This is a genomic window from Polaromonas sp. P1_F4, from assembly GCF_056405675.1.
The window spans coordinates 434,015-460,400 of record NZ_JBFUBP010000002.1 but is presented as its reverse complement, the minus strand read 5'-3'; the positions used below and the strand labels follow the sequence as shown (position 1 = coordinate 460,400).

General features: G+C 63.0%; 17 protein-coding genes. 12 read left to right on the top strand and 5 right to left on the bottom strand.

What is annotated here, in order from left to right; translation table 11 throughout:
* Positions 1 to 110: 110 nt before the first annotated feature.
* Together AC1DYQ_RS07125 and AC1DYQ_RS07120 are read left to right on the top strand one after the other, a co-directional pair.
* Positions 111 to 1,856 carry a ShlB/FhaC/HecB family hemolysin secretion/activation protein gene (locus tag AC1DYQ_RS07125; RefSeq protein ID WP_477686190.1) on the top strand — a complete coding sequence of 582 codons (1,746 nt, stop codon included), beginning with the start codon at positions 111 to 113 and terminating at the stop codon, positions 1,854 to 1,856.
* 105 nt (positions 1,857 to 1,961) lie between these two features.
* Positions 1,962 to 8,006, top strand: coding sequence for a YDG domain-containing protein (locus tag AC1DYQ_RS07120; RefSeq protein ID WP_477686189.1), 6,045 nt, complete (start codon positions 1,962 to 1,964; stop codon positions 8,004 to 8,006).
* 220 nt (positions 8,007 to 8,226) lie between these two features.
* Here the strand turns inward: AC1DYQ_RS07120 and AC1DYQ_RS07115 are convergent, their stop codons facing one another.
* Positions 8,227 to 9,147: a LysR family transcriptional regulator gene (locus AC1DYQ_RS07115; protein ID WP_477686188.1), complete on the bottom strand. Its 921-nt coding sequence runs from the start codon at positions 9,145 to 9,147 to the stop codon at positions 8,227 to 8,229.
* Between the two features lie 109 nt (positions 9,148 to 9,256).
* On the opposite strand from AC1DYQ_RS07115, the gene AC1DYQ_RS07110 reads away from it, so the two are divergent.
* Entirely contained in the window at positions 9,257 to 9,655 is a 399-nt protein-coding gene (locus tag AC1DYQ_RS07110; protein WP_477686187.1) for a tautomerase family protein, read from the top strand.
* Positions 9,656 to 9,666: 11 nt separating this feature from the next.
* Positions 9,667 to 10,119: a cupin domain-containing protein gene (locus AC1DYQ_RS07105; protein ID WP_477686186.1), complete on the top strand. Its 453-nt coding sequence runs from the start codon at positions 9,667 to 9,669 to the stop codon at positions 10,117 to 10,119.
* Between the two features lie 146 nt (positions 10,120 to 10,265).
* Here the strand turns inward: AC1DYQ_RS07105 and AC1DYQ_RS07100 are convergent, their stop codons facing one another.
* On the bottom strand, positions 10,266 to 11,267 hold the full coding sequence (locus tag AC1DYQ_RS07100; RefSeq protein WP_477686185.1) for an AraC family transcriptional regulator: 1,002 nt from the start codon (positions 11,265 to 11,267) through the stop codon (positions 10,266 to 10,268).
* A gap of 78 nt (positions 11,268 to 11,345) precedes the next feature.
* Here AC1DYQ_RS07100 and AC1DYQ_RS07095 point away from each other — a divergent pair, with 78 nt between their 5' ends.
* Both AC1DYQ_RS07095 and AC1DYQ_RS07090 read left to right on the top strand, forming a co-directional pair.
* Entirely contained in the window at positions 11,346 to 12,593 is a 1,248-nt protein-coding gene (locus AC1DYQ_RS07095; protein ID WP_477686184.1) for an MFS transporter, read from the top strand.
* Positions 12,590 to 13,630: an NADP-dependent oxidoreductase gene (locus AC1DYQ_RS07090; protein ID WP_477686183.1), complete on the top strand. Its 1,041-nt coding sequence runs from the start codon at positions 12,590 to 12,592 to the stop codon at positions 13,628 to 13,630. Before AC1DYQ_RS07095 ends, AC1DYQ_RS07090 begins: the two co-directional genes overlap by 4 nt.
* Before the next feature lie 51 nt (positions 13,631 to 13,681).
* Here AC1DYQ_RS07090 and nirK read toward each other — a convergent pair whose 3' ends face one another.
* The 3 genes from nirK to AC1DYQ_RS07075 form a co-directional block, all read right to left on the bottom strand.
* Positions 13,682 to 15,154 carry a copper-containing nitrite reductase gene (gene nirK / locus AC1DYQ_RS07085; protein WP_477686182.1) on the bottom strand — a complete coding sequence of 491 codons (1,473 nt, stop codon included), beginning with the start codon at positions 15,152 to 15,154 and terminating at the stop codon, positions 13,682 to 13,684.
* Between the two features lie 215 nt (positions 15,155 to 15,369).
* A complete protein-coding gene (locus AC1DYQ_RS07080; RefSeq protein ID WP_477686181.1) occupies positions 15,370 to 16,185 on the bottom strand; it encodes a sugar phosphate isomerase/epimerase family protein in 816 nt (271 codons plus the stop codon).
* 16 nt (positions 16,186 to 16,201) lie between these two features.
* Positions 16,202 to 16,453: a hypothetical protein gene (locus AC1DYQ_RS07075; RefSeq protein ID WP_477686180.1), complete on the bottom strand. Its 252-nt coding sequence runs from the start codon at positions 16,451 to 16,453 to the stop codon at positions 16,202 to 16,204.
* Between the two features lie 223 nt (positions 16,454 to 16,676).
* Between AC1DYQ_RS07075 and tssC the strand changes: the two genes are divergently transcribed.
* The 6 genes from tssC (at position 16,677) to AC1DYQ_RS07045 (ending at position 26,383) form a co-directional block, all read left to right on the top strand.
* Entirely contained in the window at positions 16,677 to 19,670 is a 2,994-nt protein-coding gene (tssC, locus tag AC1DYQ_RS07070) for a type VI secretion system contractile sheath large subunit (RefSeq protein ID WP_477686179.1), read from the top strand.
* Positions 19,671 to 19,713: 43 nt separating this feature from the next.
* Positions 19,714 to 20,286: an Hcp family type VI secretion system effector gene (locus AC1DYQ_RS07065; RefSeq protein WP_348049164.1), complete on the top strand. Its 573-nt coding sequence runs from the start codon at positions 19,714 to 19,716 to the stop codon at positions 20,284 to 20,286.
* Between the two features lie 89 nt (positions 20,287 to 20,375).
* Positions 20,376 to 20,759 (top strand): GPW/gp25 family protein, encoded by a 384-nt coding sequence (locus AC1DYQ_RS07060; protein WP_477686178.1) that lies wholly within the window; start codon positions 20,376 to 20,378, stop codon positions 20,757 to 20,759.
* A 13-nt stretch (positions 20,760 to 20,772) separates the two neighbouring features.
* Positions 20,773 to 22,584 carry a type VI secretion system baseplate subunit TssF gene (tssF, locus tag AC1DYQ_RS07055; protein ID WP_477686177.1) on the top strand — a complete coding sequence of 604 codons (1,812 nt, stop codon included), beginning with the start codon at positions 20,773 to 20,775 and terminating at the stop codon, positions 22,582 to 22,584.
* A complete protein-coding gene (gene tssG / locus AC1DYQ_RS07050) occupies positions 22,548 to 23,744 on the top strand; it encodes a type VI secretion system baseplate subunit TssG (RefSeq protein WP_477686176.1) in 1,197 nt (398 codons plus the stop codon). Before tssF ends, tssG begins: the two co-directional genes overlap by 37 nt.
* Positions 23,741 to 26,383, top strand: coding sequence for a contractile injection system protein, VgrG/Pvc8 family (locus tag AC1DYQ_RS07045; RefSeq protein ID WP_477686175.1), 2,643 nt, complete (start codon positions 23,741 to 23,743; stop codon positions 26,381 to 26,383). The genes tssG and AC1DYQ_RS07045 overlap by 4 nt, the downstream gene beginning before the upstream one ends.
* Positions 26,384 to 26,386 lie beyond the last annotated feature (3 nt).

Below are 26,386 nucleotides of genomic sequence, written 5' to 3'. Positions count from 1 at the left end.
GAGCCCGCCGTGAATCTTAGTGGGTGTGCCTATTTGACCGCAAAAAAATTCAGTCCGTCTCCCCGAATCAGGGGAGGCGATTGCCTACCCGGCCCGACACCATACGCGGCATGCAAACCACTACGCGATCCACGACAGGCACTTCGCTGCCGCTGCGTCAGGGCTTTTACGCCTCTTCATGGCCCGTGCGCCGCGCCGCGGCGCTGTTGTGCGGAGCCGTGTGCCTGACCGGGCTGGAGCCGGCAGCGGCGGCCAGCCCTCCCGATGCCGGCAATGTGTTGCAGCAACTCAGGCCTGCGGCTCCCGTGCCTCGCGAAGATGCACCGGCTGCTCTGCCTGCAGCACCGGCCGCGGCATCCCCGATGCCACAGGCATCACCGGGGGATGCTGCACTCCAGGTGCGGGTGGCGCAGATAAAAATTTCGGGTGCCACCGCTTTTTCTGAAGCAGACCTGCTCACGGTGGTGCAGGACGCCATCGGCCGTGAGCTTGACTTCGCCGGGCTCGAGGAACTGGCGGTGCGCCTGAGCCGCTTTTATCGCCAGCACGGCTATACGGTGGCGCGCGCCTACCTGCCCCAGCAGGACATCCAGGATGGTGTGGTGAAAATCGCCATTGTGGAGGGCCGTTACGGCGCCATCACCGTGAAGCCGCAGGGCGAATTGCCCGCGCCGCTGCCGCTGGCCGCACTGGTGCCGGGTGAGCTGGTAAGCGACGCAGCGCTGGAGCGTTCGCTGCTGCTGGCAGCCGACGTGCCCGGCATCGCGGTGCGCTCGACCCTGCAGCCCGGCGCGTCGGTGGGCACCAGCGAACTGGTGGTGGACGTTGAGCGGGGGCCGGCTGTCACTGGCTTGCTGGAGGCCGACAATTTCGGCAGCCGCGCCACCGGCCGCGAACGGGTAGGCGCCAGCCTGTACTTCAACAACCCGGCCGGCCTGGGCGACCTGGTGTCCCTGCGCGCATTGACCGCCGGGAGCGATATGAACTACGCACGCCTGGGGTGGCAGTTACCGGTGGGCGGTAACGGCACGCGCGCGGGCGCTGCCGTCTCGGTGATGAGGTACCGCCTGGGCGGGGAGTTTGCAAACCTGGACGCAAACGGCGACGCCTCCATAGCCACCCTGTTTGCCGCCCACCCAGTGCTGCGCTCACGCCTGCACAACCTGTACGCACAAGTCAGTGCCGAGCACAAGCGCCTGCGCGACCGCATCGACCTCGTCGGTTCGGCCGATGACAAGCATCTGAACCTGCTCAATCTTGGCCTTTCCGGTGACGCACGCGACGGCTGGGGTGGCGGCGGCGCCTGGGGGTTTTCGGCCACGTATACGCGCGGCCAACTGGCCATTAACAGTGCCGACGCATTGGCCATCGACGAGGCCACCGTGCGCAGCGCCGGCAGCTTCGGCAAGCTGGGCCTGCTGGCCATGCGCCAGCAAAGCGTCGGCAAGGCCAATTTGCTGGTCTCCTATACCGGCCAGTGGCCCAGCAAGAACCTGGACTCGTCCGAAAAGCTGCCGCTTGGCGGCGCCGGCGCCGTGCGCGCCTACCCGCAGGGCGAAGCGCCGTCAGACCGCGCCAGCCTGCTGACGCTGGAACTGCAATACCCGCTGGGCGCCGGCTGGCAGCTGGTCGGCTTTTACGACGCGGCCGTTGGCTACGGCAATGAGCAGCCGTTGTCCGGCGTTGGCGCGTCAAACCGGCGAAGCCTGTCGGGTGCCGGTCTGGGCCTGAACTGGGCGCATGCCGACGGCTGGAGCGCACGCTTCTTTTACGCACGCAAGCTGCACGGCGGCCCGGCCACCGCCGAGCCGGATCGCAGCAGCCGGCTGTGGCTGCAGGTGTCCAGGAGTTTTTGAGTGGCCAACGCACCGCCTATTTCGCGCTACATATTTGATAGCTGCTTGCGCACGTCCTGAAAGGGCTGCAGCCCGATTTGATTCACAACCGAAGGAAAAACCGCCATGAACCACACCTACCGCGTCATCTGGAACGAAGCCGGTGCCTGCTTTGAAGCCGTGGCCGAAACAGCCAGCGGCAAGGGCAAACGCAGCCTGGGCAAGCGTGAACGCAAGCTCCGCGCGTTGGCCCTTGCCGCCGGCTTGGCAGCGGCGCAGGCGCTGGCCGCTCCCATGGGTGGCCAGGTCAGCGCGGGCCAGGGTGGCATCACGCAAAGCGGCACCACCACCACCATCACTCAGGCCACACCCAAGCTGGCCATCAACTGGCAGGGCTTCGGCGTTGCCGGCAACGAGACCGTCAATTTCGTGCAGCCCGGATCGAATGCCGTTGCACTCAATCGCGTGCTGGGCACTGAGGCCAGCCAGATCCTGGGCCGGCTCAATGCCAACGGCCAGGTCTTCCTGCTCAACCCCAACGGCGTGTTGTTCGGCCAGAGCGCGCAGGTCAGCGTGGGCGGGCTGGTGGCCTCGACCCTGGGCATGAGCGATACCGACTTCATGGCCGGGCGTTATGTGTTGCGCGCCAGCGGCAGTGGTGGCGGCAGCGTGCGCAACGAGGGCTCGATACGCGCGGCCGACGGCGGCAGCATCGCGCTGATTGGCGCTCAGGTCAGCAACACCGGCACGCTGGTGGCCAACCTGGGCACGGTGGCGCTGGCCGCCGGCAAGCAGGTCACGCTCGACTTCGCAGGCGACGGGCTGCTCAAGCTTGCAGTGGACGAAGGCGCGGTCAACGCACTGGTGCACAACGGCGGGCTGATGCAGGCCGACGGCGGCACCGCCCTGCTCACCGCCAAAGCCGCCGACGCCCTGGCCGGCACCGTGGTCAACAACACCGGCGTCATCCAGGCGCGCACGCTGGAAAACCGCGGCGGTGTCATCAAGCTGCTGGGCGGCTTCAACGGCGGCACGGTACAGGTGGGCGGCACGCTGGACGCTTCCGCGCCCACCGGCGGCGACGGAGGCTTTGTCGACACCTCGGGCGCGCATGTCAAGGTGGCTGAAGGCACACGCGTCAGCACGCGCGCCGCGCAGGGCAAAACCGGCACCTGGTTGATAGACCCCGCGGACTTCACCATCGCCGCCAGCGGCGGCGACATCAGCGGCGCCACGCTCTCCGCCAACCTGGCCAACAGCGACGTCACCATCCTGTCCAGCAGCGGCAGCAACGCGGCGGGCAACGGCGACATCCACGTCAACGACAACGTGAGCTGGGCCGCCAACACGCTGACGCTGACCGCTGCGCGCGACATCAACATCCGCGCCGTGATGGACGCCACCGGCACTTCGGCCCTGGTCATGAACACCGGTACCGCCAACGGCACCGATGCGGGCGTTGCCGGCGGCAAGGTAAAGGTGCCGGTGGACCCGGTGACAGGCTTCGCCGGCCGCGTGAATTTCGACCGGGCGGGCACGGGCTTCCTCACCATCAACGGCGAGGGCTACGTCGTCATCAACACCCTTGGTACGGAGGGCTCCACCGACGGCCTGCAGTCCATCAACCTCGACGGCGGCCTGCGCTACGCGCTGGGGGCCGACATCGACGCCAGCGCGACCGCGGGCTGGAACGGCAACAAGGGTGCCTCGCCGCTGACTGGGCTGGGCGGCGTGATGGACGGCCTGGGCCACGCCATCAGCAACCTGACGCTCTGGGTGCCGACGGGCATGACGGGCCTGTTCTCGGTGATCGGCGGAACGGTCAGGAACCTGGACCTCGTCAACGTGACGGGCAATGCTTTTACGGGTGCAGGCGCACTGGCCAGCGACGCCAACAATGCCACGCTGCACAACCTGCGTGCCTCAGGCACGCTGGCAGGTCCCGGGTCGAGCGTCGGTGGACTGGTGGGCTACATGAATGGCGGAACCTTGCAGGATGCGCACGCCCAGGTGGCCATCAACATGACCAGCAGCGGTGACATGGTGATTGGCGGCCTGGTGGGCGAGGCCATCAACGGGGCCACGCTGCGTGACGTGTCGGCCTCCGGCGCGGTCAACGGGGGCAACAACTACGACTATGTGGGCGGGCTGGTGGGCCGCCTCAGCGGCGGCGCCACCGTGCAGAATGCGCGGGCTTCGGGCGCGGTCACGGGCCGCGCCCACGTGGGCGGGCTGCTGGGCGCGAACGGCAACGCCGACGCGCTCACCGCGGGCACCACCCTGACCAACGTCAGCGCCAGCGGCACCGTCAACGGCATCGGCAGGCTCGGCGGCCAGGGTGTGAACGGAGCGGCCCGCAACGTGGGTGGCCTCGTGGGCTGGAATTTCGGCAACATCTCCCAGGCGAGCGCGACCGGAGCGGTGGTGGCCGACGGCGGCGCGACCACCACCTATACCGGGGTTGGCGGCCTCGTCGGCCAGAACTACTCGGGGGATATCGGAAATTCACATGCCACAGGCTCCGTCACGGCCACGGGACTCACCGGCGTCACGCAGTACGTCGGCGGGCTGGTCGGGCACAGCACCGGCGCGCTGTCGAATGTCTATGCGACCGGCAACGTGAGCGCCACCGGCGACTACACGGGCGGCCTGGTGGGACGCAACACCGGTGCGGTGACGGACGCGCGCTCCGACGCCGTGACCGTGCAGGGACCCGGCAATTACACCGGCGGACTGATCGGCGACCACAGCGGCGGCGCCATCCAGAACGCCCGCGCCACCGCGAACGTCACCAGCCAGCGGCAGTACAGCGGCGGGCTGATCGGCAGATCGACGGGAGCCGACCTCAGCAACGTCACAGCCACCGGCTCCGTCACCAACACAGGCAACGCCGTGGGCAATGCCGGCGCGAACGTCGGCGGCCTGGTGGGGCGGGTCGCCGGCGGGACGATCGACCAGGGGGAAGCGACGGGTGACGTGAGCGGCTATTCATTTGTTGGCGGCCTGGTCGGCAACTTCGAGGGGACCTCGCTGACGCGGTCGAGGTCGACCGGGGCGGTCGCGGGCGACAGCCTCGTCTCCGGCGCGAACGTCGGCGGCCTGGCGGGGTACGCCGGCGGCACGATCTCCGACGTCCGGGCCACCGGCAACGTCACGGGCCGCAGGTCGGTCGGGGGCCTGATCGGCAACGCCGACGCACAGCTTTCCAACGCGGTGGCGACCGGCAACGTGCAAGGCCTCACGAACGTCGGCGGACTGCTCGGGCAAACCATGGGCGTCATCAGCAACGTGCACGCCGAAGGCACCGTGCGGGCGACCGACACGGGCAACAGCGATGCCGGCGGCCTGATCGGCTCGGCTGAGGCGGCGCTCAGCAATGCCTACGCCACCGGCCGGGTGGAGGGTGCCGGCAGCCGGGTGGGCGGCCTGATCGGGCATAGCGTCGGCACCGGGGGTGTTCCCACCTCGAACGTCTATGCCACGGGAGAGGTGGTCGGCGCCGGCGGCGTGGGCGGCCTGGTCGGGGTCACCGACGCTGCCAGCGTGATTCGCGGCGCCTACGCGTCGGGGGCCGTCACCGGCACCGGCACCGCGGTGGGCGGCCTGATCGGCAGCAACAGCGGCGCGCTCAGCGACGCCTATGCGAGCGGCAGCGTGAGCGGTGGCAGCCAGGTCGGCGGCTTGATCGGCGATGTGGTGGCCGGCACGGTGGACAAGACCTACGCCACCGGCGCCGTCAGCGGCACCAGCGCCCTGGGCGGGCTGGCCGGCTCGGCCTCCGGCACGGTCACCAACAGCTACTGGGACACCGTCACGAGCGGGCAGGCCGCCAGCGCTGCCGGCACCGGCCGCACGACCGCGCAGATGCGCCAGCAGGCCACCTTTGCCGGATGGGACGTGGGTGCCACAGGCGGCACGTCCACCGTTTGGCGCATCTACGAAGGCATGACCGGCCCGCTGCTGCGCAACTTTTTGGTGGCGCAAAACGTGGCCAATGTGAACACGGTGTACAACGCGGCGACGCAGGCCGGCAGCGTGGTGGCGCCCTCGGGCACGCGCACCGGCACCGCCGCCAGCGGCCGCAACGTCGGCAGCTACACCGCGTTTTCTGACCAGCAGGGCCTGGACATTGTGGGCGGGCTGCTGACCATCACGCCGGCGGCGCTCACCGTGAGCGGCGTGACGGCCAGCGACAAGGTCTACGACGGCAACACTATCGCCGCGTTGAATACCGGGGCGGCAACGTTGTCTGGCGTGCTGGGCAGCGATAACGTTGCCGTCAATTTGAGCAGCGCTACCGGCAACTTTGCCGATAAAAATGTAGGCAATGCCAAAGCAGTAACAGTAAGCGGCGTGGGCTTGTTGTCTGGCACTGATGCGGGCAACTACAGCGTGAGCAGCCCGACTGCGGTGGTCGCCACCATCACGCCTAAAGCCTTGACGGTCAGCGGCCTCAGCGCCGACAACAAGGTGTACGACGGCAATGCCACCGCTACGCTGAACACCGGTGTGGCGGCGCTGTCAGGCGTGATCGGCCTTGAGGACGTAACGCTGAACCTGAGTGGTGTCACCGGCAGTTTCGTCGACAAGATGGTGGGCAATGCAAAGGCGGTGACCTTGAACGGTACCGGCCTGTTAGGGGGCGCCGATGCCGGCAACTACAGCGTCAGCAATCCGGCTGGGCTGGTGGCCGACATCACGCCCAAGGCACTGACGGTCAGCGGCGTCACGGCCAGTGACAAGGTCTATGACGGCAACACGACCGCTGCCGTCAACATCAGCGGTGCAAGCTTCAACGGATTGGTGAGCGGCGATGTATTGGCATTCGGCGCCACAGGCAGCTTCGGCAACAAAAACGTAGCCAACGGCAAAACCGTGACTCTGGCCAGCAGCTACACCGGCGCCGACGTTGGCAACTACACCATCACGGACCAGGCCACCACCACCGCCAACATCACACCCAAGGCCTTGACGGTCAGCGGCATCACGGCCAGCGACAAGGTCTATGACGGCAACAACACCGCCACCGTCAACGTGGCTGGCGCAAGCTACGCCGGCCTGATCACCAACGACGATCTCGCGGTCACTGCCACGGGCGCTTTCGCCGACAAACATGTGGGCAGCGGCAAGACCGTGACGCTGGCCGGGAGCTACACAGGCGCCGATGTCGGCAACTACACCATCACCGGCCAGGCCACGGCGACGGCGAACATCACACCGAAAGCATTGACCGTCAGCGGCATCACGGCTGCCGACAAGGTCTACGACGGCAGCACGACCGCCACCGTCAACGTGGCTGGCGCAAGCTACGCTGGCCTGATTACCAACGACGATCTCGCGGTCGCTGTCACTGGCGCTTTCGCAGACAAGCATGTGGGCAGCGGGAAAGCCATCGCCCTCAGCAGCAGCTACACCGGCGCCGACGTGGGTAACTACACCATCACCGGTCAGGCGGCGGCCACGGCCAGCATCACCCCGGCCGCGCTGACTGTGACCGCGCAGGCCGACAACCGTGTTTACGACGGCACCACCGCGTCGGCAGCAGCGCCCGTGGTCACCGGCGCGCTGTACGACACAGTTGCCAGCGCAGCCACGCAGACCTTCGACAACAAAAATGCCGGCAGCGGCAAGACGCTGACTGCCGCCGGACTGGTCATGAACGACGGTAATGGCGGCAACAACTACAGCGTCAGCTATGCCGCGAACAACAGCGGTGTCATTACGCCAGCGTCACTTTCGGTGATCGCCGATAACCAGGCCAAACAGGTCTATACGCCCGACCCTTTGCTGACTTACCGCACCGGGCCGTTTGCGGCCGGCGACAGCGCGGCCTCTGTACTGAGCGGTGCGTTGCAGCGCGTGGCGGGCGAGCAGCCTGGCAATTACGCGATCAACCAGGGTTTGCTGGCAGCCAATGGCAACTACACGATCAACTACACGCCCGGCACCTTGTTGATCACGGCCGGACTACTGCCTGGTCAGGCTGCAGGGTCGACCGGCGGCACACCCTACCAGCAGGCAAAAGCGCAAACGCCGCTGCCAGCGCCTGAGTTCAGGCAGCTGTCTGCGTGTACCCCGCTGGCGGGTCGCGGCAACTGTGGCGGTGAACTGCCGCTAACGATTGTGGATGAGGGCATGCGCATGCCGGCGCTCGCTCAAAGCACCAACTGAAGGACTTTATTCATGCAACCCAGCTGACGGATGATTGGCCTCACGCGTTTTCCGAACTTGATGTAGAGCTCAACCGCTCGAATCCTGTCTTGGAACGAATACGTGAACTACCTCCTGATAGTCCAAATTTTGTCTGCATCCCCTCTTGGGCAGGTTATGGGGAATCAAAACAAACCTTAAGCGCAGCATTCCAGGTGCTGGAATTCAAGGCCGGTCCCCGCTAGGTGCAAGTCATGGTCCACTGCCGGCGGGCGGCCGCCTGAAGGAAGTCGATCACAGCCCGTACGCGCGCGGCGTTGCGCAGGTTGGGCAGGGACACTGCGAACATCGTGTGGGTAACACCGGAAGCGTAAGGTGATAAAACCTCCTTCAAAAGGCCTTTGGCCACGTCCCCCGCCGCCAATGGAACCGACAGCATGCCGATGCCCGCCCCGGCCACCAGGGCGTGATGCACCAGGGCCGTGGTATTCATGGCGAGCTGTGACCTGACAGTGGCTTCGACCTTCCGTCCGGCCTTGCGGAACGCCCATGTCACAACGGGCCCCTGCGCGGTATGGGTTACCGTCTGATGCCTGCCCAGCTCCTCCGGGCTGGCAGGTTCTCCATGTTGGCGCAAATATTCAGGCGAGGCGTACAGGCGGCGTTCAAAGGAGCCAAGGGCACGGGCGACCACAGCCTCGCTATTGCCCACTGTGGTGCGCAGGGCCACATCGATCCCGTCCGTCACGAGATCGGCAACCCGGTCATCGGCCACCATCTCGATGCGCAACTCCGGGTATCGCGCGCGCAGCGGGCCCAGCTGCGGCACAACCAGTTCCTCGCAAATCTCCTGGCTTGATGCCAGCCGCAGCGCGCCGGCCACGCGATTTCGCTGTTTCGACACCGCGGCAGAGATGTCCTCCATCCGCGCTAGCAGTTCACGCGCTTCCTGCGCCAGCTCAAGGCCTTCGGCGGTTGCTGACAGCCCATGCGTGGACCGGCGCAACAAAGTGACCCCGTACCCCGTTTCAAGGCGGTTGACTCCCCGGGTAACGACAGAGACTGCCACGTCCAACTCTCGGGCGGCCGCAGAGAACGAATTGAGGTCGAGTGAGCGAACCAGCCACCGCAAGTCCGCAGGGTCCGGCAGGAAGTGTTTCATCAGGGTTGCCTTTGCGTTTCGAGCAAAACCGATTATGCGGGATGGTGGTTTCCGGCTGTATTGGCTCGCCCTAAAGTGGCGACACCAACCCAAAAAAAAGGAAACAACCATGCCCATTCTCAATGTCAAGATCTCGGCGAACCGTACGCCAGAACTCTCGCAACTCGTCACCGACACGCTGCTGGACCTTTCCAGCCGCTTGCTCGGAAAGCGACGTGACCTCACCGCAGTGGTGATCGACTATGTCGATCCGCGCGACTGGTTTGTCGCCGGAAAATCGCTGGCCGACCTGAAGATGACCAGCTTCTACTTCGACATCAAGGTGGTGGACGAAACCAACACCAAGGCCGAAAAGGCCCGGTTTGTCGCTGAATCATTTGAAGCGTTCGGGCGCATCCTGGGAGACCTGCACCCAGAAAGCTACGTGTACGTGCAAGACGTGCGCGGCAGCGCGTACGGCTATGGCGGGCGCACCCAGGAATATCGCCATCAACATCCAGACCAGTAAGAGGCAGAGCCATGGAACTAGCAAACACTATCGTCGCCACGGCCATGCGCCGGGCCGGACTTGACTCCTGGATTCCGGAAGGGGAAGGGAAGTGGTCACTTCCGATCCAGTTCCTGCCAGACGGCTCGGGCTGGGTCGAGTTGATGCGGCTCAAGCCGGGCACGCGGCTGGGTTTACACCGGCACACTGGCGAGGTTCACGCCCTGACCCTGGTTGGCGAGCGTCGCCTGAACGACGGTCGCATGGTGGGCGTCGGGGACTACATTCACGAGCCTGCCGGCAATGTGGACTGGTGGGAAGCTGTAGGGGACGAGGATCTGCTGGTGCACGTCGTCGTCAAGGGCAGTGTCGAATACCTCGGAGCGCACCACAGCGTACTGCAGCGGATAACTGCCGCCGACCGGATCTCGGACTACCACCGGCATTGCGCAGTAGTCGGGGTGCAGCCTCGCGTGCTGGACTAGCTGGGCGATTCACGAATTGCCGATAGCCATGTCCTGCTTCACCCGGGCCTTGCCGGCGCTCATTGCTCTGTGCGCCGGGCGTATTGCAAATGCGCACCAAAGCCCAACTGAGCAGTCCAGCGCCACAGCACCACAACACGCCCTGGTCACATGGAACTGCGCGCCTTGCTCGGCGGATGTCCAATCACACGCTTGAACGCCCGGCTGAACGAGGCCTCGGAGTCGAAGCCCAGCCGGTCGGCGGCGGTGGTGACACGCATGCCGTCCTGCGCGATCCAGCTGCGGGCCTGGAACATGCGAATGCGGGCCACGTATCTCGCCGGGCTCTCGCCCACCGAATCCTTGAATGCCTGGGCAAAACGTGATCGCGATGCGCCCATGATGTTCGCCATCTCCGGCACACTCCAGTCTTGCTCCGGCGTCGCGTGAATGGCGGCAAGCACCTTGCCCACGCCGGGCGAGCGCAGCGCTGCGATCCAGCCTGTCGAGTTGCTGCAAGCGCATTCCACCCAGGCGCGGATGATGCTCGCGGCGAGCACGTCGGCCATGCGGGCCAGGATGCCGCAGGCGCCGATGCGGTTGAGCGATGCTTCACGTTCCATCGCGTCAAGCAGCATGGGCACGCCCGGGTCGCGTTGGGCCAGGTCGCCGGCGCGTATCACCTCCGGCATCATGGCCAGCAAGGGGTGCAGCGGGTCGAGGTTGAAGGTCATGCTGCCGCAGAACATGACGTGGGAGGGTGCTTGCGCCATAGAAGCTCCGTCCCGCAGCAGGTAGATGTCGTCCGCGACCCGCTCGCGATCAAAGGTCGCGAGGTCTACCGGCGGCACTTCGGGTGAACTGGCCAAGGTGTGGGTCGTGCCGCGCGGCAGCAGCACCGCGTCACCGGCCTTCAGTTCCATCCACCCGGACTGCTGCGTATGCATCCAGCAATCTCCGCTGGCGACGAAGTGAAAACGTGCGGCCGGTTGCGCGGCAAAGGAAATCGCCCACGGCGCATGCATGAGGCAGCGGCCGTACTCAACGCCTTCCAGGCGCAGGCCCAGCAGGACTTTGGTGAGGGGATCGGGCCCGGCGGCAGGCAGGCCCCCGTCTTCTTGAGGAGGCTGAACGACGGGCGTGAAAGTTCTGGAGGAATCGTCAAGCATTTCGGCTCTTTCGCCATGGAAAGGTGTCGATGCTAGGCCTAAGCTGGCAACCCTGTCCTCAACAAGGCTTCATATTTCATGTCATCAACTTCCTGTTCTGCCTGTCTCGATCCGCTGGCCGCTGGTGTAACTCCTGTCAATGATCCGCCCGGTGAGGCCGCCGCGCTCTGGGCGGCGGTCGCTTCACTGTCCCTGGGCGTGTTCGGCCTGGTCACGGCGGAATTCCTGCCGGCCAGCCTGCTGACCGCCATGGCGGCCGACCTGCACGTCACGGCAGGCGCTGCGGGTCAGGCCGTCACGGCCACCGCGCTTGTCGGCGCGGTGGCCGCGCCGACCATTCCCTTGCTGACGGCGCGCTTCGATCGCAAGCGGGTGTTGCTGACGCTCACAGCCCTTTTGTTCGTATCCAACCTGTTGGCGGCGACAGCCGCCTCGCTCGCGGTGCTGCTGGTCGCGCGCGTGGTGCTTGGCATCGCGCTCGGTGGCTTTTGGTCGATGGCGGCGGCACTGGCCATGCGCCTGGTGCCGGAACGGCTTTTTCCGCGCGCAATGTCGCTCGTGTTGACGGGCGTGTCCATTGCCACCGTCTGCGCGGCGCCCGTCGGCGCTTGGATGGGCAATCTTTGGGGATGGCGTAGTGCTTTTGTCGCGGCAGGTGCCGTCGGCCTGCTGGCTTTCGTTGTGCAGCTGGTCGCGTTGCCGCCCCTGCCGCCACGCGATCAGGCCAGTCTGAAGGGCCTGCGCGATCTGCTCACGCGGGGGCCGGTACGCATTGCGCTGCTGGCCGTGTTGCTCGTGATATCCGGCCATTTTGCGGGCTTCACTTACATCCGGCCCGTGCTTGAAGACGTGACGAAGCTGCCAGTGGCGGCGATTTCCGCTGTGCTGCTGGGCTACGGCATCGGCGGCTTCTTCGGGAACTTTGCCGGGGGCTGGCTGGCGGGGCGCAGTGAGCGATACGCGATCGTCGCAGGCAGCGCAATGATCGCCGTGCTTGCGGCTGCGCTGCTCGTTGGCGGCAGCTCCACCGTGGTCACCGCTGTCGCGGTGACGCTGTGGGGGTTCGCATTCGGCGCGTTTCCGGTCGGCTTTCAGACCTGGATCGTGCGCGCCGCACCAGACCAGGCAGAGGCCGCGGGCGGCTTGCTGGTGGCAGCGTTCCAGATCGCCATTGCCACGGGGGCCATCGCGGGAGGCCTCATCGTTGACTGGACTGGAGCGCTCGGGGCTCCTGCGTTCGCCATGGTGGCCGTGGCCCTGGGTGGCCTGCTGGCTTGGCAGCGCGGACCGGGCCCCGCGGCGACCGATGCACGGAGGCAGTCATGACAAAGTCAAAACCAGACCCCAGCATCAATCGGCGCATCACCTTGGCGGCGCACCCGCGCAGCCTGCCCGTTGCGTCTGACTTCAATCTCGTAACCGAGCCTGTGCCGCAAGCGGGCGAAGGCCAGGTACTTCTGCGAACGCATTTTCTTTCGCTGGACCCATACATGCGCAACCTGATGGACAAAATCGGGCCTGGATACGCACCACCCGTTCCATTGGGCGGCACCATGCCGGGTGGCACAGTCAGCAGCATCGTCGACTCCAGGCATCCCAAATATCGCGTTGGTGATCTCGTGCTAGCCAACGCTGGCTGGCAGGACTACGCTCTGAGCGATGGGAGCGACCTGCTGTTGATTGGTGATATGGCCCGACCATCCCTTGCGCTTGGCGCGCTCGGAATGCCGGGCTTTACAGCGCATGTCGGTCTGTTGGACATCGGCCAGCCAAAAGTTGGTGAAACTGTTGTGGTTGCAGCGGCGACCGGTGCGGTGGGCGCCATGGTCGGCCAGATCGCGAAACTCAAGGGCGCCCGCGTGGTAGGCATCGCCGGCGGTGCTGAAAAGTGCCGCCAGGCCGTCGACGATCTGGGCTTTGATGCCTGCGTCGACAGGCACGGCCCATTGTTGGGGGAACAGCTTGCTGCCGCATGCCCGGCGGGCATCGACGTGTACTTTGAAAACGTCGGAGGCGACGTATTGGCGGCAGTCCTTCCGCTCCTCAATCTTGGCGCCCGTATGCCTGTGTGCGGCTTTGTCGCACATTACAACGACTCGGCAGGTTTGCCCGGCATCAGTCAGCTGCCGCAGTTCCTGGCCGCCATCTTGCAGAAACGGTTACGGGTGCAGGGCTTCATTATTCTTGACCACTACGGTGCGCGCTTTGACGTGTTCCGCAGTGACATGGAAGAATGGATCAACGGTGGACAGGTCAAGGCGTTGGAGCACGTTGTGGATGGTCTTCTGCAAGCACCCGCCGCCCTGTCAGACCTGCTGCAGGGCCGGCACTCCGGCAAAGTCGTCGTACGCCTGGAGGCATAGTTGCAGAGGGGCAGATTTACGCTGCCTCGCGTGGCGCGGCCCTGTCCAGGGTTACAACACACCGGCCTTGTAGACGCCGGGTACCGGTTCGCCGGTGACTTCGAGCACGCCGACCGCGCCCTTGCCTGCGCGTGACAAGGCGTGGTCCACCAGTAAATACCTTCCGGGGTGTTGGACCTTGATTTCGACGATGGTCGCGCCGCCGGGTGCCACCAGCGTTGTCTGTACGTCGTGCTTGAGACCCGTGAAGGAGCCTTCGCTGTACACGGTATCGAAGATCTCACCGATAACGTGGAAAGACGAGATTTTGTTGGGGCCACCGACGCCGAAGTAGATGCGCACGGTTTCGCCTACCTTGGCCTGAAGTTTATGGGTCTTGCTCAGTGCACCGACTTCGCCGTTGAAGACGTAGTAGTCGGGCAGTTCATTGGCCATCTTCTCGAGGTCGGCCTCCTGGTGTCCCTTGGCGCCGTGTGGACGGCCGGTGTACATCTCTCCCTGCATCACGTAGTACTCGCGGTCCACCTTAGGCAAACCGCCTGCGGACTCGACCAGGATCATTCCGTACATACCGGCCGCGATGTGCTGCGGCACCAGGGGCGTGGCACAGTGGTACACATACAGGCCCGGGTTGAGCGTCTTGAAGGTGATGGTCTTTTCCTGGCCCGGAGCAACCTGCGTGTGTTCGCCGCCGCCATGGCCGCCTGTCACCGCATGCAGGTCGATCGAATGGATCATCTTGCTGTCACGGGCATTGGCCAGCGTCAGCTCAATGGTGTCGCCTACGCGGGCGCGAAGCATCGGACCGGGCACCTGGCGGTTGAAAGTCCAGTAGGTAAAGCTCGTGCCGTCGTCGAGCTTTCCGGGCAACTCGACTGTCTCCATGCGGTACTTCAGGGTCTTGGGAGCCCGGCCCCCTACGGCAGCCGGCACCGTGGCCGGGTTGGCAGCCACGCTGACTGCGGACGGGTCGGCCGCGCGCTGTGGCACGGGAGCTGGGGTGTAGAGTGCAAGTGCGGCCTGGCTGGAGTCGCTGCCAGCGGGCGCAGTCGCTTGGGCCGCGGCGGGGCCGGTGACTTGCAGCCGGCCTTCCATGCCGATCTGCCGGTGGCCGGGGATTGAGCAGTAGTAGGTAAACGTACCAGAGCGCGGAACCTTGAACCGCAGAGTGGTCTTGCCGGTGCCGGGGCTGAACTTGGACGATGCGACGTTGAGTTCGGGAATCACCAGGTCGTGCTCCGCGCCTTCGCCGCTCTCCAGCACGATCTCGATTGTGTCGTCCACGTTGGCAGCAAGGGTCGGATTCACCTGTCCTTTGTCGTCGACGAATACCATTTTCCCGTCGACGATGTTGGTGTGGAGTTCGTAGCGCTTGATCCGGGCGGGTGCCGCTGCGATTGAAGTGCTGCCGGACGCTGCAGTGGTATGCGCCGGGTGCGCGGCGGGCTGCGCCTGCACGGACAAAGCCGTGGCGAGGATACCGATGGCGGCGGCGATGGCGCCGAGGGAGAGAGTCCGTTTCATGTGGCGTTTCCTTGGTCTTTGTGCCGATTCGGCAGTTCTGACTATGCGAGTGGTGTGCCACGAGAAGCTTGTTTTAGATCAATGCCTTGCCAGATAGACGGCTTGTTCGACCTGAATAAAAATGGTTCAGAACGTTCGGATTGCAGTGTCGGGTAACACCTGCCTTCATCCCGCTTCTTTTCATTCCTGGTACGAGCCCAGTTGTCAGCGTCCGTTCATGTGTCGAGTTGCGCCAGCACGCGCCGTGTGGCGGCAAGGGTTCGGCGTGCGCGCTCGGTGGCGCCGACAGTGAGTGCCAGCGTGTGCGTTGGCACTTCGAGGCTGAGCGGGATGTTGCGCGGCGCAGCACGCAGAAGACCGAGCAGGTCCACTTCGCCATCGCCAGGAAACAGGCGCTCGGAGCGGGCCTCGGCGAGGATCGCGTCCGTCGTCGGCGGAATGGCTGCGGGCACGTCACAAAACTGCATGAAGCGCATGCGCGACGGCGGGATTTCGGCAATGTCCTTGATGCGGCTACGCGAGCGGCTCAAATGGAAGGGGTCGATCAGGACACCGGCGTTGCTGCGGCCGGTGCGCTCAACGATACGCGCAGCCTGGGTCAAATCCTTCGCGTCGGTCCAGGGCATGAATTCCAGGGCGGCTGCCAGCCCGTAGCTGTTGGCGAGATCGCAGAATGCGGCGAAGGTATCGGTGAGCCGGGCCTCGTCGGGATCGTTTCCGGCCACAAGCAACTCGCTCGCACCGAGCCGGGCGGCGGTGGCAATTGCGGCCTCGTAGCCGGCGACCAGGGTATCAGGCTTGATGCGAAAGATTTCGACATCAAGCACCTTGATGCCGGTGTCCGCCAGGCGATGTTCGACTTCGCGCAGCATCTGCGTGTCTCCCACGATGTCGTACTGCGGCTCGGTCGGCGTTGCCGGCAGCAAGCGGATGCCGACATGGCTGAAACCGGCATCAAAGGCGCAGGTCACCATTTCAGGCGGCGTCAATTCCAGCACGGTCAGGGCGGCGAGTGAAATGGGTCGGGTCATATTCCTGGCTCCGGGCTCACGTCGATGAGGGCAACTGAGACTCCTTCTTCATCATCCAGAGTTCCTGTGTGTCCAGCGCGACACGTTCTACCACTCCGTCGCTCTCGAGTCTTTCCAGCGCCTCCAGTGTTGTAGCTTCCGGAGGGACGGGCTCTTCCCAATCGATCCAGAACGAGTGGATTCCTATGGCCGTATCGACTGAATGCGGGGCACTCTCGAGCTTTCTGCGGATACAGAGGACGGCGAAATCGACCAGTTGTTTGTTCATCAAGCAAGCTTGTTTTTTGGGGATGCCGCTGCGTGTCATTAAGCGTGTGCATGCCAGGCACTACTGCATGCCGCAATGTGTTCGAAGCGCTTGTTCTGCAGTTTCTTCGCAATAGATAACTTCATTATTGTCCCGGTCAGCTCAAAACCAATCATTTTCTTTGGAAACTAACCATTCGCAATAGTGGCATTCCATTCTTTGGAAAATTTCCGCGAGTTTCAAAGTGACGGGACATATCTGCACCAAGGCATGGATATTTTTGTCCTGCTGGTTGCACAAGCACGGACAGATGTCGAGGGCCTTCGACCGGCACGCTTTTTCGGTATGCGATGCCTTCGCTCAACTGAAAAAAGAGCAGTGCAAATTAGTCCCCCTCACCTTCAGAGGTGAAAAAAATACTCATACGAATCAATGCGTTAAGAGATTTTTAAGGTTGGCATGCCGCTTGCGAAAACAGTGCGGGAGAAATTCCGCCCGCGGCCCTCGTGGCTTGGCGAGCGTTTCTGCAAGTGCGTGCGGTATTGACTATGAGAGGCTAAAAATGGCTGAAAGTGTTCAAAAATGGCTGGAGCGTAATCGTCCGCCCCGGGTGAAGATCACCTACGAGGTGGAGACTGGCGGCGCCATCGAAAAGCAGGAGCTCCCCTTCATCGTTGGAGTGTTCGCCGACCTGGCCGGCGATCGCGATCCCGACGTGGAATTTCCGCCGTACAAGCAGCGGCAGATGGTGCCTATTGACCGAGACCTCTTCAACGACGTCATGAAGACGCAGTTGCCGCGTGTGGCTCTGGGCCGCGTTCCGCGTATCCCGTCACCACCTGGTGCAATGCAGATCGGAGCCGTCGAATCGGCCAATCTGTCCGGCGACATTACTTTCAGTTCGCTGGATGCGTTCGACCCGATCGCCATCGTGCGCGCCATTCCTGACCTCAACAAGCTCTATCGGGTACGCAGCAACATCCGCATGCTGCAGTCGCGGGCGGAGTCGAGCGACCGGCTCAACGACCAGCTGAATCTGTTGATTGCCAAAACGCCGGACGGCCAGGCCGGGCGAGCACAACTTCAGGTGCTGGCCGGGCCGGACTACCGCAACAGCGTCGTCAAAGCAGATATGGACAAGGCGCCTGGCGAACTCAAAAAGGCCACATCTTCTTTGTACGACCTGGCCATGGTGATGGGCAAGGCCGATCAGGCGGCCAAGCTCAAGGCTGCCACCGACTGGGGATACGACACAGTCAGCAACGTGGGTACGGACGGCAAGTCGGTGGTTGACCCCGATGCAACCCTGGCGCCGCTGCGCAGGCTGCTGGGGGTGTTTGCGACCCCCGACACGCCGGAGAACCTGCAGACAGTGTCAGCCCAGCTGCAGCAACTTACGCAGTGGGATGCCGGCCTGTCTTCCAAAATCCAGCTGGAACGCAATGCGATTGCCAGCAATCTCGGCGCCGACCCCACTGTGACCGCGACGCAGACCAAGCTCGCTGCAGACGCCACAGCGCTATTGGCAGCGCTCGCACCCAAAGACGGCCAGATCGATGCCGACGCGAAAAGGGCTGCGCTGTCTGTGCTCGGTATGCAGCAGACCGATGACAGCGATTCGATTGCGATGCCGGCCGACGCCGCACAAGTGCGCACAGTGGCCGAGCAGAAGCATGACGCGGTCAATCGCAGGGTGGCCAACAATATGCTGCTGGTTCTCAGCGGCGCTACCGACACGCCTGACCCGAAAGCAAAGCCGGTGCCTCCGACAAAAAAACAAGCCAGGCAGAACATTGATGCGGTCTTCGCTCTCACGGATGCGGCTGGCCTGAAAACCGACGAGGACAGGCAGAAATTCCTCGGCCCGATCGGTTTCTTTGCGACGGATGTGCTGGCGCGGCTAGATGCTCCAGGTTCCACCTATGCGCCGGTGGCCGCGATAACTGCGATTGACTCGCACATTTCCGACATCGACGGCTGGTTGAGCAGGCAATTGAGCGTGATCATGCATGCGCCGAAGTTCCAGGAGGTCGAAGCGACCTGGCGCGGCTTGCACTATTTCGTGTCAAACACCGAAACCGGCAAGATGCTCAAGCTCAGTGTCTTCAACGCCACCAGGGACGAGCTGCTGGACGACATGGAGAAGGCGGTCGACAAGGACCAAAGCAAACTCTTCAAAATGATCTACGAAGACCAGTACGGCACCTTCGGTGGCTTGCCCTACAGTCTTCTGATTGGCGGCTACGAGGTGGGGCGCGGCGCCAAGGATATCGAATTCCTGCGCAAGATCGCGGAAGTTGCGGCCTCCGCCCATGCGCCATACATCACCGCGGCCTCGGCGTCGCTGTTCGGACTCGACAGCTTTCGCGACCTCGCCAAGCCCCGTGACCTGGAAAAAATCTTTGAAAGCATTGAGCTGGCCGGCTGGCAGGAATTCCGCGAAAGCGAGGACTCCCGCTATGTGACGCTGGTGATGCCGCATGTGCTGCTGCGCCTGCCTTACGGCAAGAACAGCTGGCCGGTTGACGGCATGGATTTCGAGGAAACTGTCGGGCCTTCCAGCAGTTCACCCGATAGCGGCAGCTTCCTGTGGGGCAATGCGGCCTACATGCTGGCGCAGCGCGTGACCAACGCTTTCTCCAAGTACAACTGGACGGCAGCGATACGCGGGGTTGAAGGTGGTGGACTGGTTGAGGACCTGCCGACCTACAGCTACCGCACCGATTCCGGGGCCGAGGAGTTGTTTTGTCCAACTGAAGTGTCCATCACCGACCGGCGAGAAAAGGAGCTTAACGATCTGGGCTTCATCTCGCTGTGCCATTGCAAGGGCAAGGGGCAAGCTGCATTCTTTGGCGGGCAGACCAGCAACCAGCCGAAGAAGTATTTTTCCGACAGTGCCAATGCCAACGCACAGATTTCCGCGCTGCTGCCTTACATGCTCGCGGCCTCGCGCTTCGCGCATTACATCAAGGTCATCATGCGCGCCAAGATAGGCAGCTTCCTGACGCGGGGCAACGTGGAGGCCTACCTGAACACCTGGATATCGAACTATGTGCTGCTCGATGAGAACGCCTCCCAAGACGCAAAAGCGAGCTTTCCCTTGAGCCAGGCGAACGTGATCGTGAAGGATGTTCCGGGCGCCGTGGGTTCCTACAACGCGGTCGTCTTCCTCAGGCCGCACTTCCAGCTTGAGGAATTGACAACCTCGATCCGCCTTGTGGCGAATCTGCCGAAGTGACACATTCACTTCCCACCCAACATAGACCAACGAAAGACAAGCCATGGATCTGATACTGCTACAACCCGGCGACACTTCTGTGTTCCCCACAACCAGCAATGACTGGGCCACGGGCGGCAGCCTGATTTCGACCGGCGCCGACTGGACCGCCAACGAGGAACTCAAGCTCGGCCAATGCATCGAACTGGTGTCGGTGCACCAGGGTATGAAGCAGCAGGTGACGACGGACGTCAGCAATTCGGCGCGCACCTCTGGCAGGCCGGTGATCACGGAGTTCACCTGCGTCAAATATGTCGACAAGACTTCGGTCAAGCTCTACGACTTCTGTTTGCGCGCGAAGTCGCTGGGCGACAAGGCCAAGCCCTCGTACATCTACATCCTGCGCAACTCGGGCGACAAGGTCGGCAACATCATTACCTTCATGCTGCGCGACGCGCTTATCAGCGAAATTCAATTCCAGTCACATCCTGACGACATGCCGACCGAGCAGTTCAAGCTCAACTTCACAGAGATCGTCTGGACCTACGCTGTACAGACGCCGGACATGCAGGTCAAGGGGAACGTCACTGCCGGCTGGAGCCTGGCGCAGAACAGGCCTTTGACGGCGTTCACTTGAGCCTTGTTGCGGCCCTGCGGGCGCCGTAGTTTTTCGTTGTTTTGAGATGGCGTGCCGTTGTTGTGGCGCGCCGGCCCAAGGGGATAAACATGCAGTTCTTGCTTGAGCGCCTGGAGTTTGCGGGTGCGGCGCCGGCGCAAAGCGGCCAGAGCTTCAATCTGCGCGATGCCGTGCGGCTGCAGATTCAGCGTCTGGTTAGTTCGCACGTCTGGGCTGGTTCGACCGGTCTGGAGCTCATGCGCGTCGGCCTGCCTTCCCTGACCGGCGCCGGTTATGCCCAAAAAGATGACATACAGCGCTATTCGCTGGGCATCCGCGACATGATCGTGCGTCACGAACCACGGCTGACGGGCGTACGTGTGACTGTTGAGGAAACGCGCAGTTCCGTCATGCCTTTCCAGGTAGTCGTCACCGGCAAGCTTGCCGACCAGCCGCTGACAGAGACCTTCAGCTTCGGGTTGCCGCGCCGCTAGGCGCTTCCAGGCCATGCAAGTCTACGGAACTCAACTCAAGGACTACTACCAGCGCGAACTGGCAGGGCTGCGCAACGACGCCGCCGCATTTGCGCAGGCCTATCCGACAGAGGCGCAGGCGCTCAAACTCGATCGCACCGGCTCGCACGATCCTCACGTGGAAATGCTGCTGCAGTCCTTTGCTTTCCTGACCGGCCGTGTGCAATATGAGTCCGAAGTCAGCAAGGCGCTGATCCCGAACGTACTCCTCGGTTACCTTTATCCGCACCTGGCGGCACCCGTGCCGTCCATGTTGATTGCACAGGTTCGCGTCAAGCCGGACGACGCGGCCGGCGCGGTTCTGGAGCGCGGGCGGCAGGCCAGTGTGACGGCTGAGGACGCCCGGGGCCGGAAAAGCGTCTGCCGCTTTACGACAACCTGCGACTTGCCTTTGGTGCCGCTGGGCATTGTCGAGATTGAAATGCTGCAGGCGGGAGATTTTCCGGTCGGGCTGAGCGACGAACGTTGCCTGTCGGTGCTGCGTGTGCGGGTGCGCAGCCTGGGTATCGACCCGGTGAAGGCGCTCAAGAAATCCCGGATGCGTTTTTACATCGACACCAGCCAAAAAGACGCCTGGTATTTGCAGGAGATGCTGGGCCTGCACCTGCATGCCGTTGACATCGCACAGATTGGTGGTGAGCCGCTGCCAGGCGCAAACCAGAGCGCCGTCCACTGGCTCGGGTTTGAGGACGAAGAGGCCGCTCTCCCGGTCCGAAGCAACATGCATCCCGGACACAGGCTTCTTCAGGAATATTTTTCCTTTCCGGAAAAATTCATGTTTTTCGAAACCGGCGAGTTTGACCTCGCTCCGTTTGAGAATGGTTTTGACTTGTTGTTCCAGTTTGACGTGGCTTCCCATAAGGATCGCCAGCTCTCGTCACGTTCGCTCAAGCTCAACTGCGTCCCGATGGTGAATCTCTATCGTCAGCGCATGGAACCCCTGGCGCTAGACCACACGCAGTACGAATATCAGCTAACCGCAGACGTGCAGAACCGCCAAAACTGCGAGATTTACAGCATTGAGGAGCTGGTTTCCATTAGCGCCGACGGCAGTCAACGCAAGCTGGCGCCGTACTTCGAACTTGGAAACGCGCAGACGCGTGGCACCGACGACTATTTTTATGTCATGCGGCGCGAGGAAAACCAGCTTGGCGGTATTGCCGGTACTGAGGTGTTCATATCTTTTCTGGACGTCCGGCAGCAGATGGCACTGCCGCCGGCAGAAGTTGTTGGCGGGCGGGCGCTTTGCACCAATCGCAAGCTGGCAGAACAGCTGCTGGTCAAGCAACCCCTGCAGCTCGAAGGGGCGGGACCGATCACGGTACTCGAAGTGATAAGCCGGCCTTCGCGTCACATCACTCCCGCACTGATAGGGCGACGTCCCTGGTCGCTGGTGTCCCAGCTCGGCATGAGCCACTTGTCGATGGCAGAGGGACCGCAGGCGCTCGCTGCATTCAAAAGCATGCTGCGCGACCACATCGATCCTCTGCAGACACAGGCTTTCCGCAGCATTGAAGGAATTCAGGCGCTGCAATGTCGGCCCGGCATGCGCTACACGATACGCGATGGAGTGCGAGGCTATGTGCAATGTCTCTATATCACCCTTACGCTGAATCGAAAACAATTCGAGTCGACCAGCATGCTGCTATTTGCGTCGGTGCTGCGCTATTTTCTTGCGCTCTACTCAACAGTCAACAACATGGTCTGCGTAAGCCTGGAAACCACTGACGAGAAAGGAGTACTCAAAAGATGGCCGCCAATGGTTGGGGCCCAGATCGTTCTTTGAGCCGTCGGCTCGAGCAGCGTTTTGGGGAGTTCAATTTCCTGCAGATGATCCGTCTGTGGCTGCGCCAGCCGGATGATCGTGCCGGCGGGTCAGGCCAGACCGTGCGTTTCGAGGCTGACCTTGACGCGGGCTTTCCCGCGCGCGCGGCGAGCGCCGTGCGTGTGCAGGCCATTGCATCCGGGTCGTCTGCGGTTCCGGTGCTGATTGAAGCTGAAGGCGATCTGCATGACCGGCCCCAAATGCTGGCGATCACCACCCCGGACTTCTGTGTTGGCAGTGCGCTCGGTCCCTTGCCCGAACCTTTTCTCGAGTGGATGCGCGAGCTGGATCGCGCAGGAAAATCCGCGACGCGCGCATTTCTCGACATTTTCAATAACCGGCTAAATCTGCTGCGTTATGAAACCCGCGCCGGCTTTGAGCCTGGGCTGAACAACGAGCTGCCTGAGCGCAGCCAGCTCGCCGAATACCTTGGCGCGCTGATGGGGGTGGACAACGCCGAGCAGGCCGGGCAAATCCCGATGCCCCAGCGCCAGTGGCTCGGCATCGGGGACTTGCTGGCGAACGGCCGGCGGTCGGCAGCCGGGCTGGTTCAGGTGCTCTCGGCGCAGCTTGGATTTCCTGTCAAGCTGCAGCCCCTGGTGGGCGCATGGCGTGCAATCGATCCGGACGATCAGCACCGCCTGGGCCGCAGTGGTCACCGGCTTGGCGTTGACATGCTGCTTGGTCGCAGCACTTGGGATCAGCAGTCGCGCATCCGGCTGACCGCAGGCCCTGTTTCTTATTCCCAACTGGAGGCGCTGTTGCCGCCGCTGAAAAAAGACACAGAACCAATGCGTTCGCTGCGTCAATGGCAACGGCTGCAGCGCCAGGTCGATATCGGCAGCGAAGCGCCTGCCGTGCGCAGCTCGTATGAGGAACTGCAAGGCTTGCTACGGTTGATGCTTGACCGTCGCCACGATGCCGAAATCGAACTTTCGGTGCTTGCAGAAGAGGTGCCGCTGGCGCGGCTGGTATCGACTCAGGCCTCCGGCTTCTCCGGTATGCGCCTGGGCTTTAACGCATGGCTGAAGTCGCGGCCGACGGATGGCGCCGCTGGCGTTTCGGGCGTTTGCGTTGCGCGCTTTCTGGTCCCTGCCTATGAGTCGGGAGCCATGACGTGAACGACCGCGTCACTGGCATGACGACCGCGCTGGCTCTGCTGTCGCCGGCGCCGGTCGTCTACCTGCATGTCGCGCTGTTCCTGGAGACGGGCGTCATCCTGGGTGATGGCAGCTTCCGGCTGGTCAGTTTTAAAGGGCAGGAAAGCATTTCTGATCATTTTGAGTACGAACTGGAGTTGCACGGAAACTCGGACCCCGAGAGCGGCCTTGAGCTGGCCTTTGATGACCTGCTCGGGCGACCGGTCACTGTGGGGGTTCACTACCCGGTGTTGGATGGCCAGCAGCAGCCGACGCGCGAGGAAGCCAACGAGTGGTTTGACCAGGCCGTACACGGCCAGGACGAAGGCGTGCGGTTGTCCCTGTTCAATGGCATCGTCGCATCCTTCTCAATGGAGCAGCCAGGCGTCTATCGCGCGACCATGCGGCCGGCACTTTGGAAGCTTACGCTCACGAACAACTACTGCATCCATCGCCAGCTGAATGTGCGTGATGCTATTGCGGGCGTCCTGCGCAAGCACAACATTGACTTTTCGGTCGCGGCGCTGGTTGGCTCAGGCAATCTGGCAGTCGCGAGGCAGCAGGACTGGCTGCAGGCCGGCGAAACCGACTATGAGTTCGTGCGGCGGCTCATGTCGAAAGCGCACATTTATTATTTCTATGTGACCACCGGCACCAGTCACACAGCGGTTTTCGCCAACCGGCCTGTTTACCCGGAAGCCCTGCCCGATGGCAGGCCGCTACGCTATTGCGGCACCCAGGAAGACGCTCTCGGCCTGGCTCAGCCTGACATGATCAGCGACTATAGCTTTCAGCAGAGCCTGGCCAGCAGCGCGGTGAACTCGGTATTCACACGCGAAGAGGCGGCTTGGGAGTCGGATGCGGTGGCCGGGTTTCAGAGCTTTCATGCTCAGACCAAGCCAGCGCCTGGTACCTTGCCATTCAACCAATACCAGATCTATCAATACGGCTGCAGCGACGTTGAGGTCGATCACTATGCCCATGCAACGCAGGACACCCTGGATACGGGTAGCCAGCAATTCAGTGGTTCGAGTTATTGCCCCTACCTGCATTGCGGGCACCGCTTCTCGGTGACGCAGGAAGTGCGCTCAGGACAATGGCCATTGCAGGTCAGACCTCAGCTGGAGGGCAGGAGCTTTGTCGCAACACAGGTTCAGCATGAAGCCACGCTCGACGGCAGCTACAGCAACAAGTTCCAGGCGGCGGACGCGCAGGGACTGGTCACGCCGTTCTCCATCCAGGAGACCCAGCAGGGCAGTGTGCTCGCCAGTGTCGTCTCGGGTGGGAGCCAGGGTGTTGCGCCGGTGGGCTGGCGCTATATGCAGAAAGACAACTTTGACCCGGAGACCAGCCGCATTGTCGACAGCGAGGGTATTTCGCCGGTGCTTGAAGCGCAGGGCGTCTATGTGCGGTTCTCGACAGGCCAGGACATCTTTTCACCGGACGGCGCCGACCCGGCGGAGCCGGTCTGGGTCAAGCTGGCGCCACACATGCAGACCGTGCCGGAGATCGGTACGACCGTCATCATCACGCGGGCGCAGGATCAGTCCGAGCTGCCTGAAATTCAGAGCATCATCCAGGCTAATGGCACCAAGGTCATCATGCCATCAGGCTGGACGGCCAATACCAACGTTGGCAGCAGCTATTCGACGGCCTATGGCGACGGCAAGAGCATCCGTTTCGGCTTGCACTCCGATGCTGACCTGGACAACGCGGTTGCCATCGTTAGCCAGCAATACGACAGTGGAAAGTTCCGCGAATCATCGTATTCGCAGGGCGCGAGTTATGGCTATTCGACCTCCGAAGACGGCGCGAGCGGCCTGCTGAGCCAGTCAGACTCCTTCGGTTCGACCTACAGCACGCATAAGGGAGCGGAAAGCTGGAGCAGCACCGAGTTTGGTACGACCACCAACCACTCGATTGTGACCGGCGACGCCACCAACACCAGTACGAATCAGGGAACGATCAGTAACACGACGTCGCAAAACGTCGTGTTCAATACAACCACGACCGCGAGCCAAACCAGCGAGTCGTTCACGGTCAGCAGCGTCAACCTCGACGTAACCGGCCAGCACATCTCGACCTCGGCGGTCGGTATGGCTGTCAGCGCAAGCGCGACCGGGGTGCGGCTGTCGGGCTCGATGGAGGGAATGAGCAGCAGCAGCAGCATGGTTGGCCTCAGCGACAGTGACTCGGTTGTTGGCATGAGCATGCAGACCAGCGCAACCGGTTCAAGCAACAACGTTGCGGTGACGCTTGCTTCGGATCATGTCTCGATGACGTTGGTCGATACGGGCACCAATCTGGTTGGCGTCAGCAACAGCACCTCTCTGACCGGTGCCAGTACGGCGATGAACCTGGTTGGCGCTCACAACGAGGTCAGCCTGACCGGCCTGTCCAGCCGGGTCAGCCTCACGGGCCAGAGCAACAGTGTTTCAGTTCTGGGGTCGAGTACTGACATCTCGCTGTCGGGCGACACCACGGCGATCTCGATGAAAGGCGCATCAACCTCGATTGAAATGACCGGGGCCGGCATCCTGGTGCAACTCACCGCGTTGCAGGCGACGATGCAGATCACGGGCCTGAGCCTGACGATCACCGAGCTGAAGATCTATCTCTAGGCC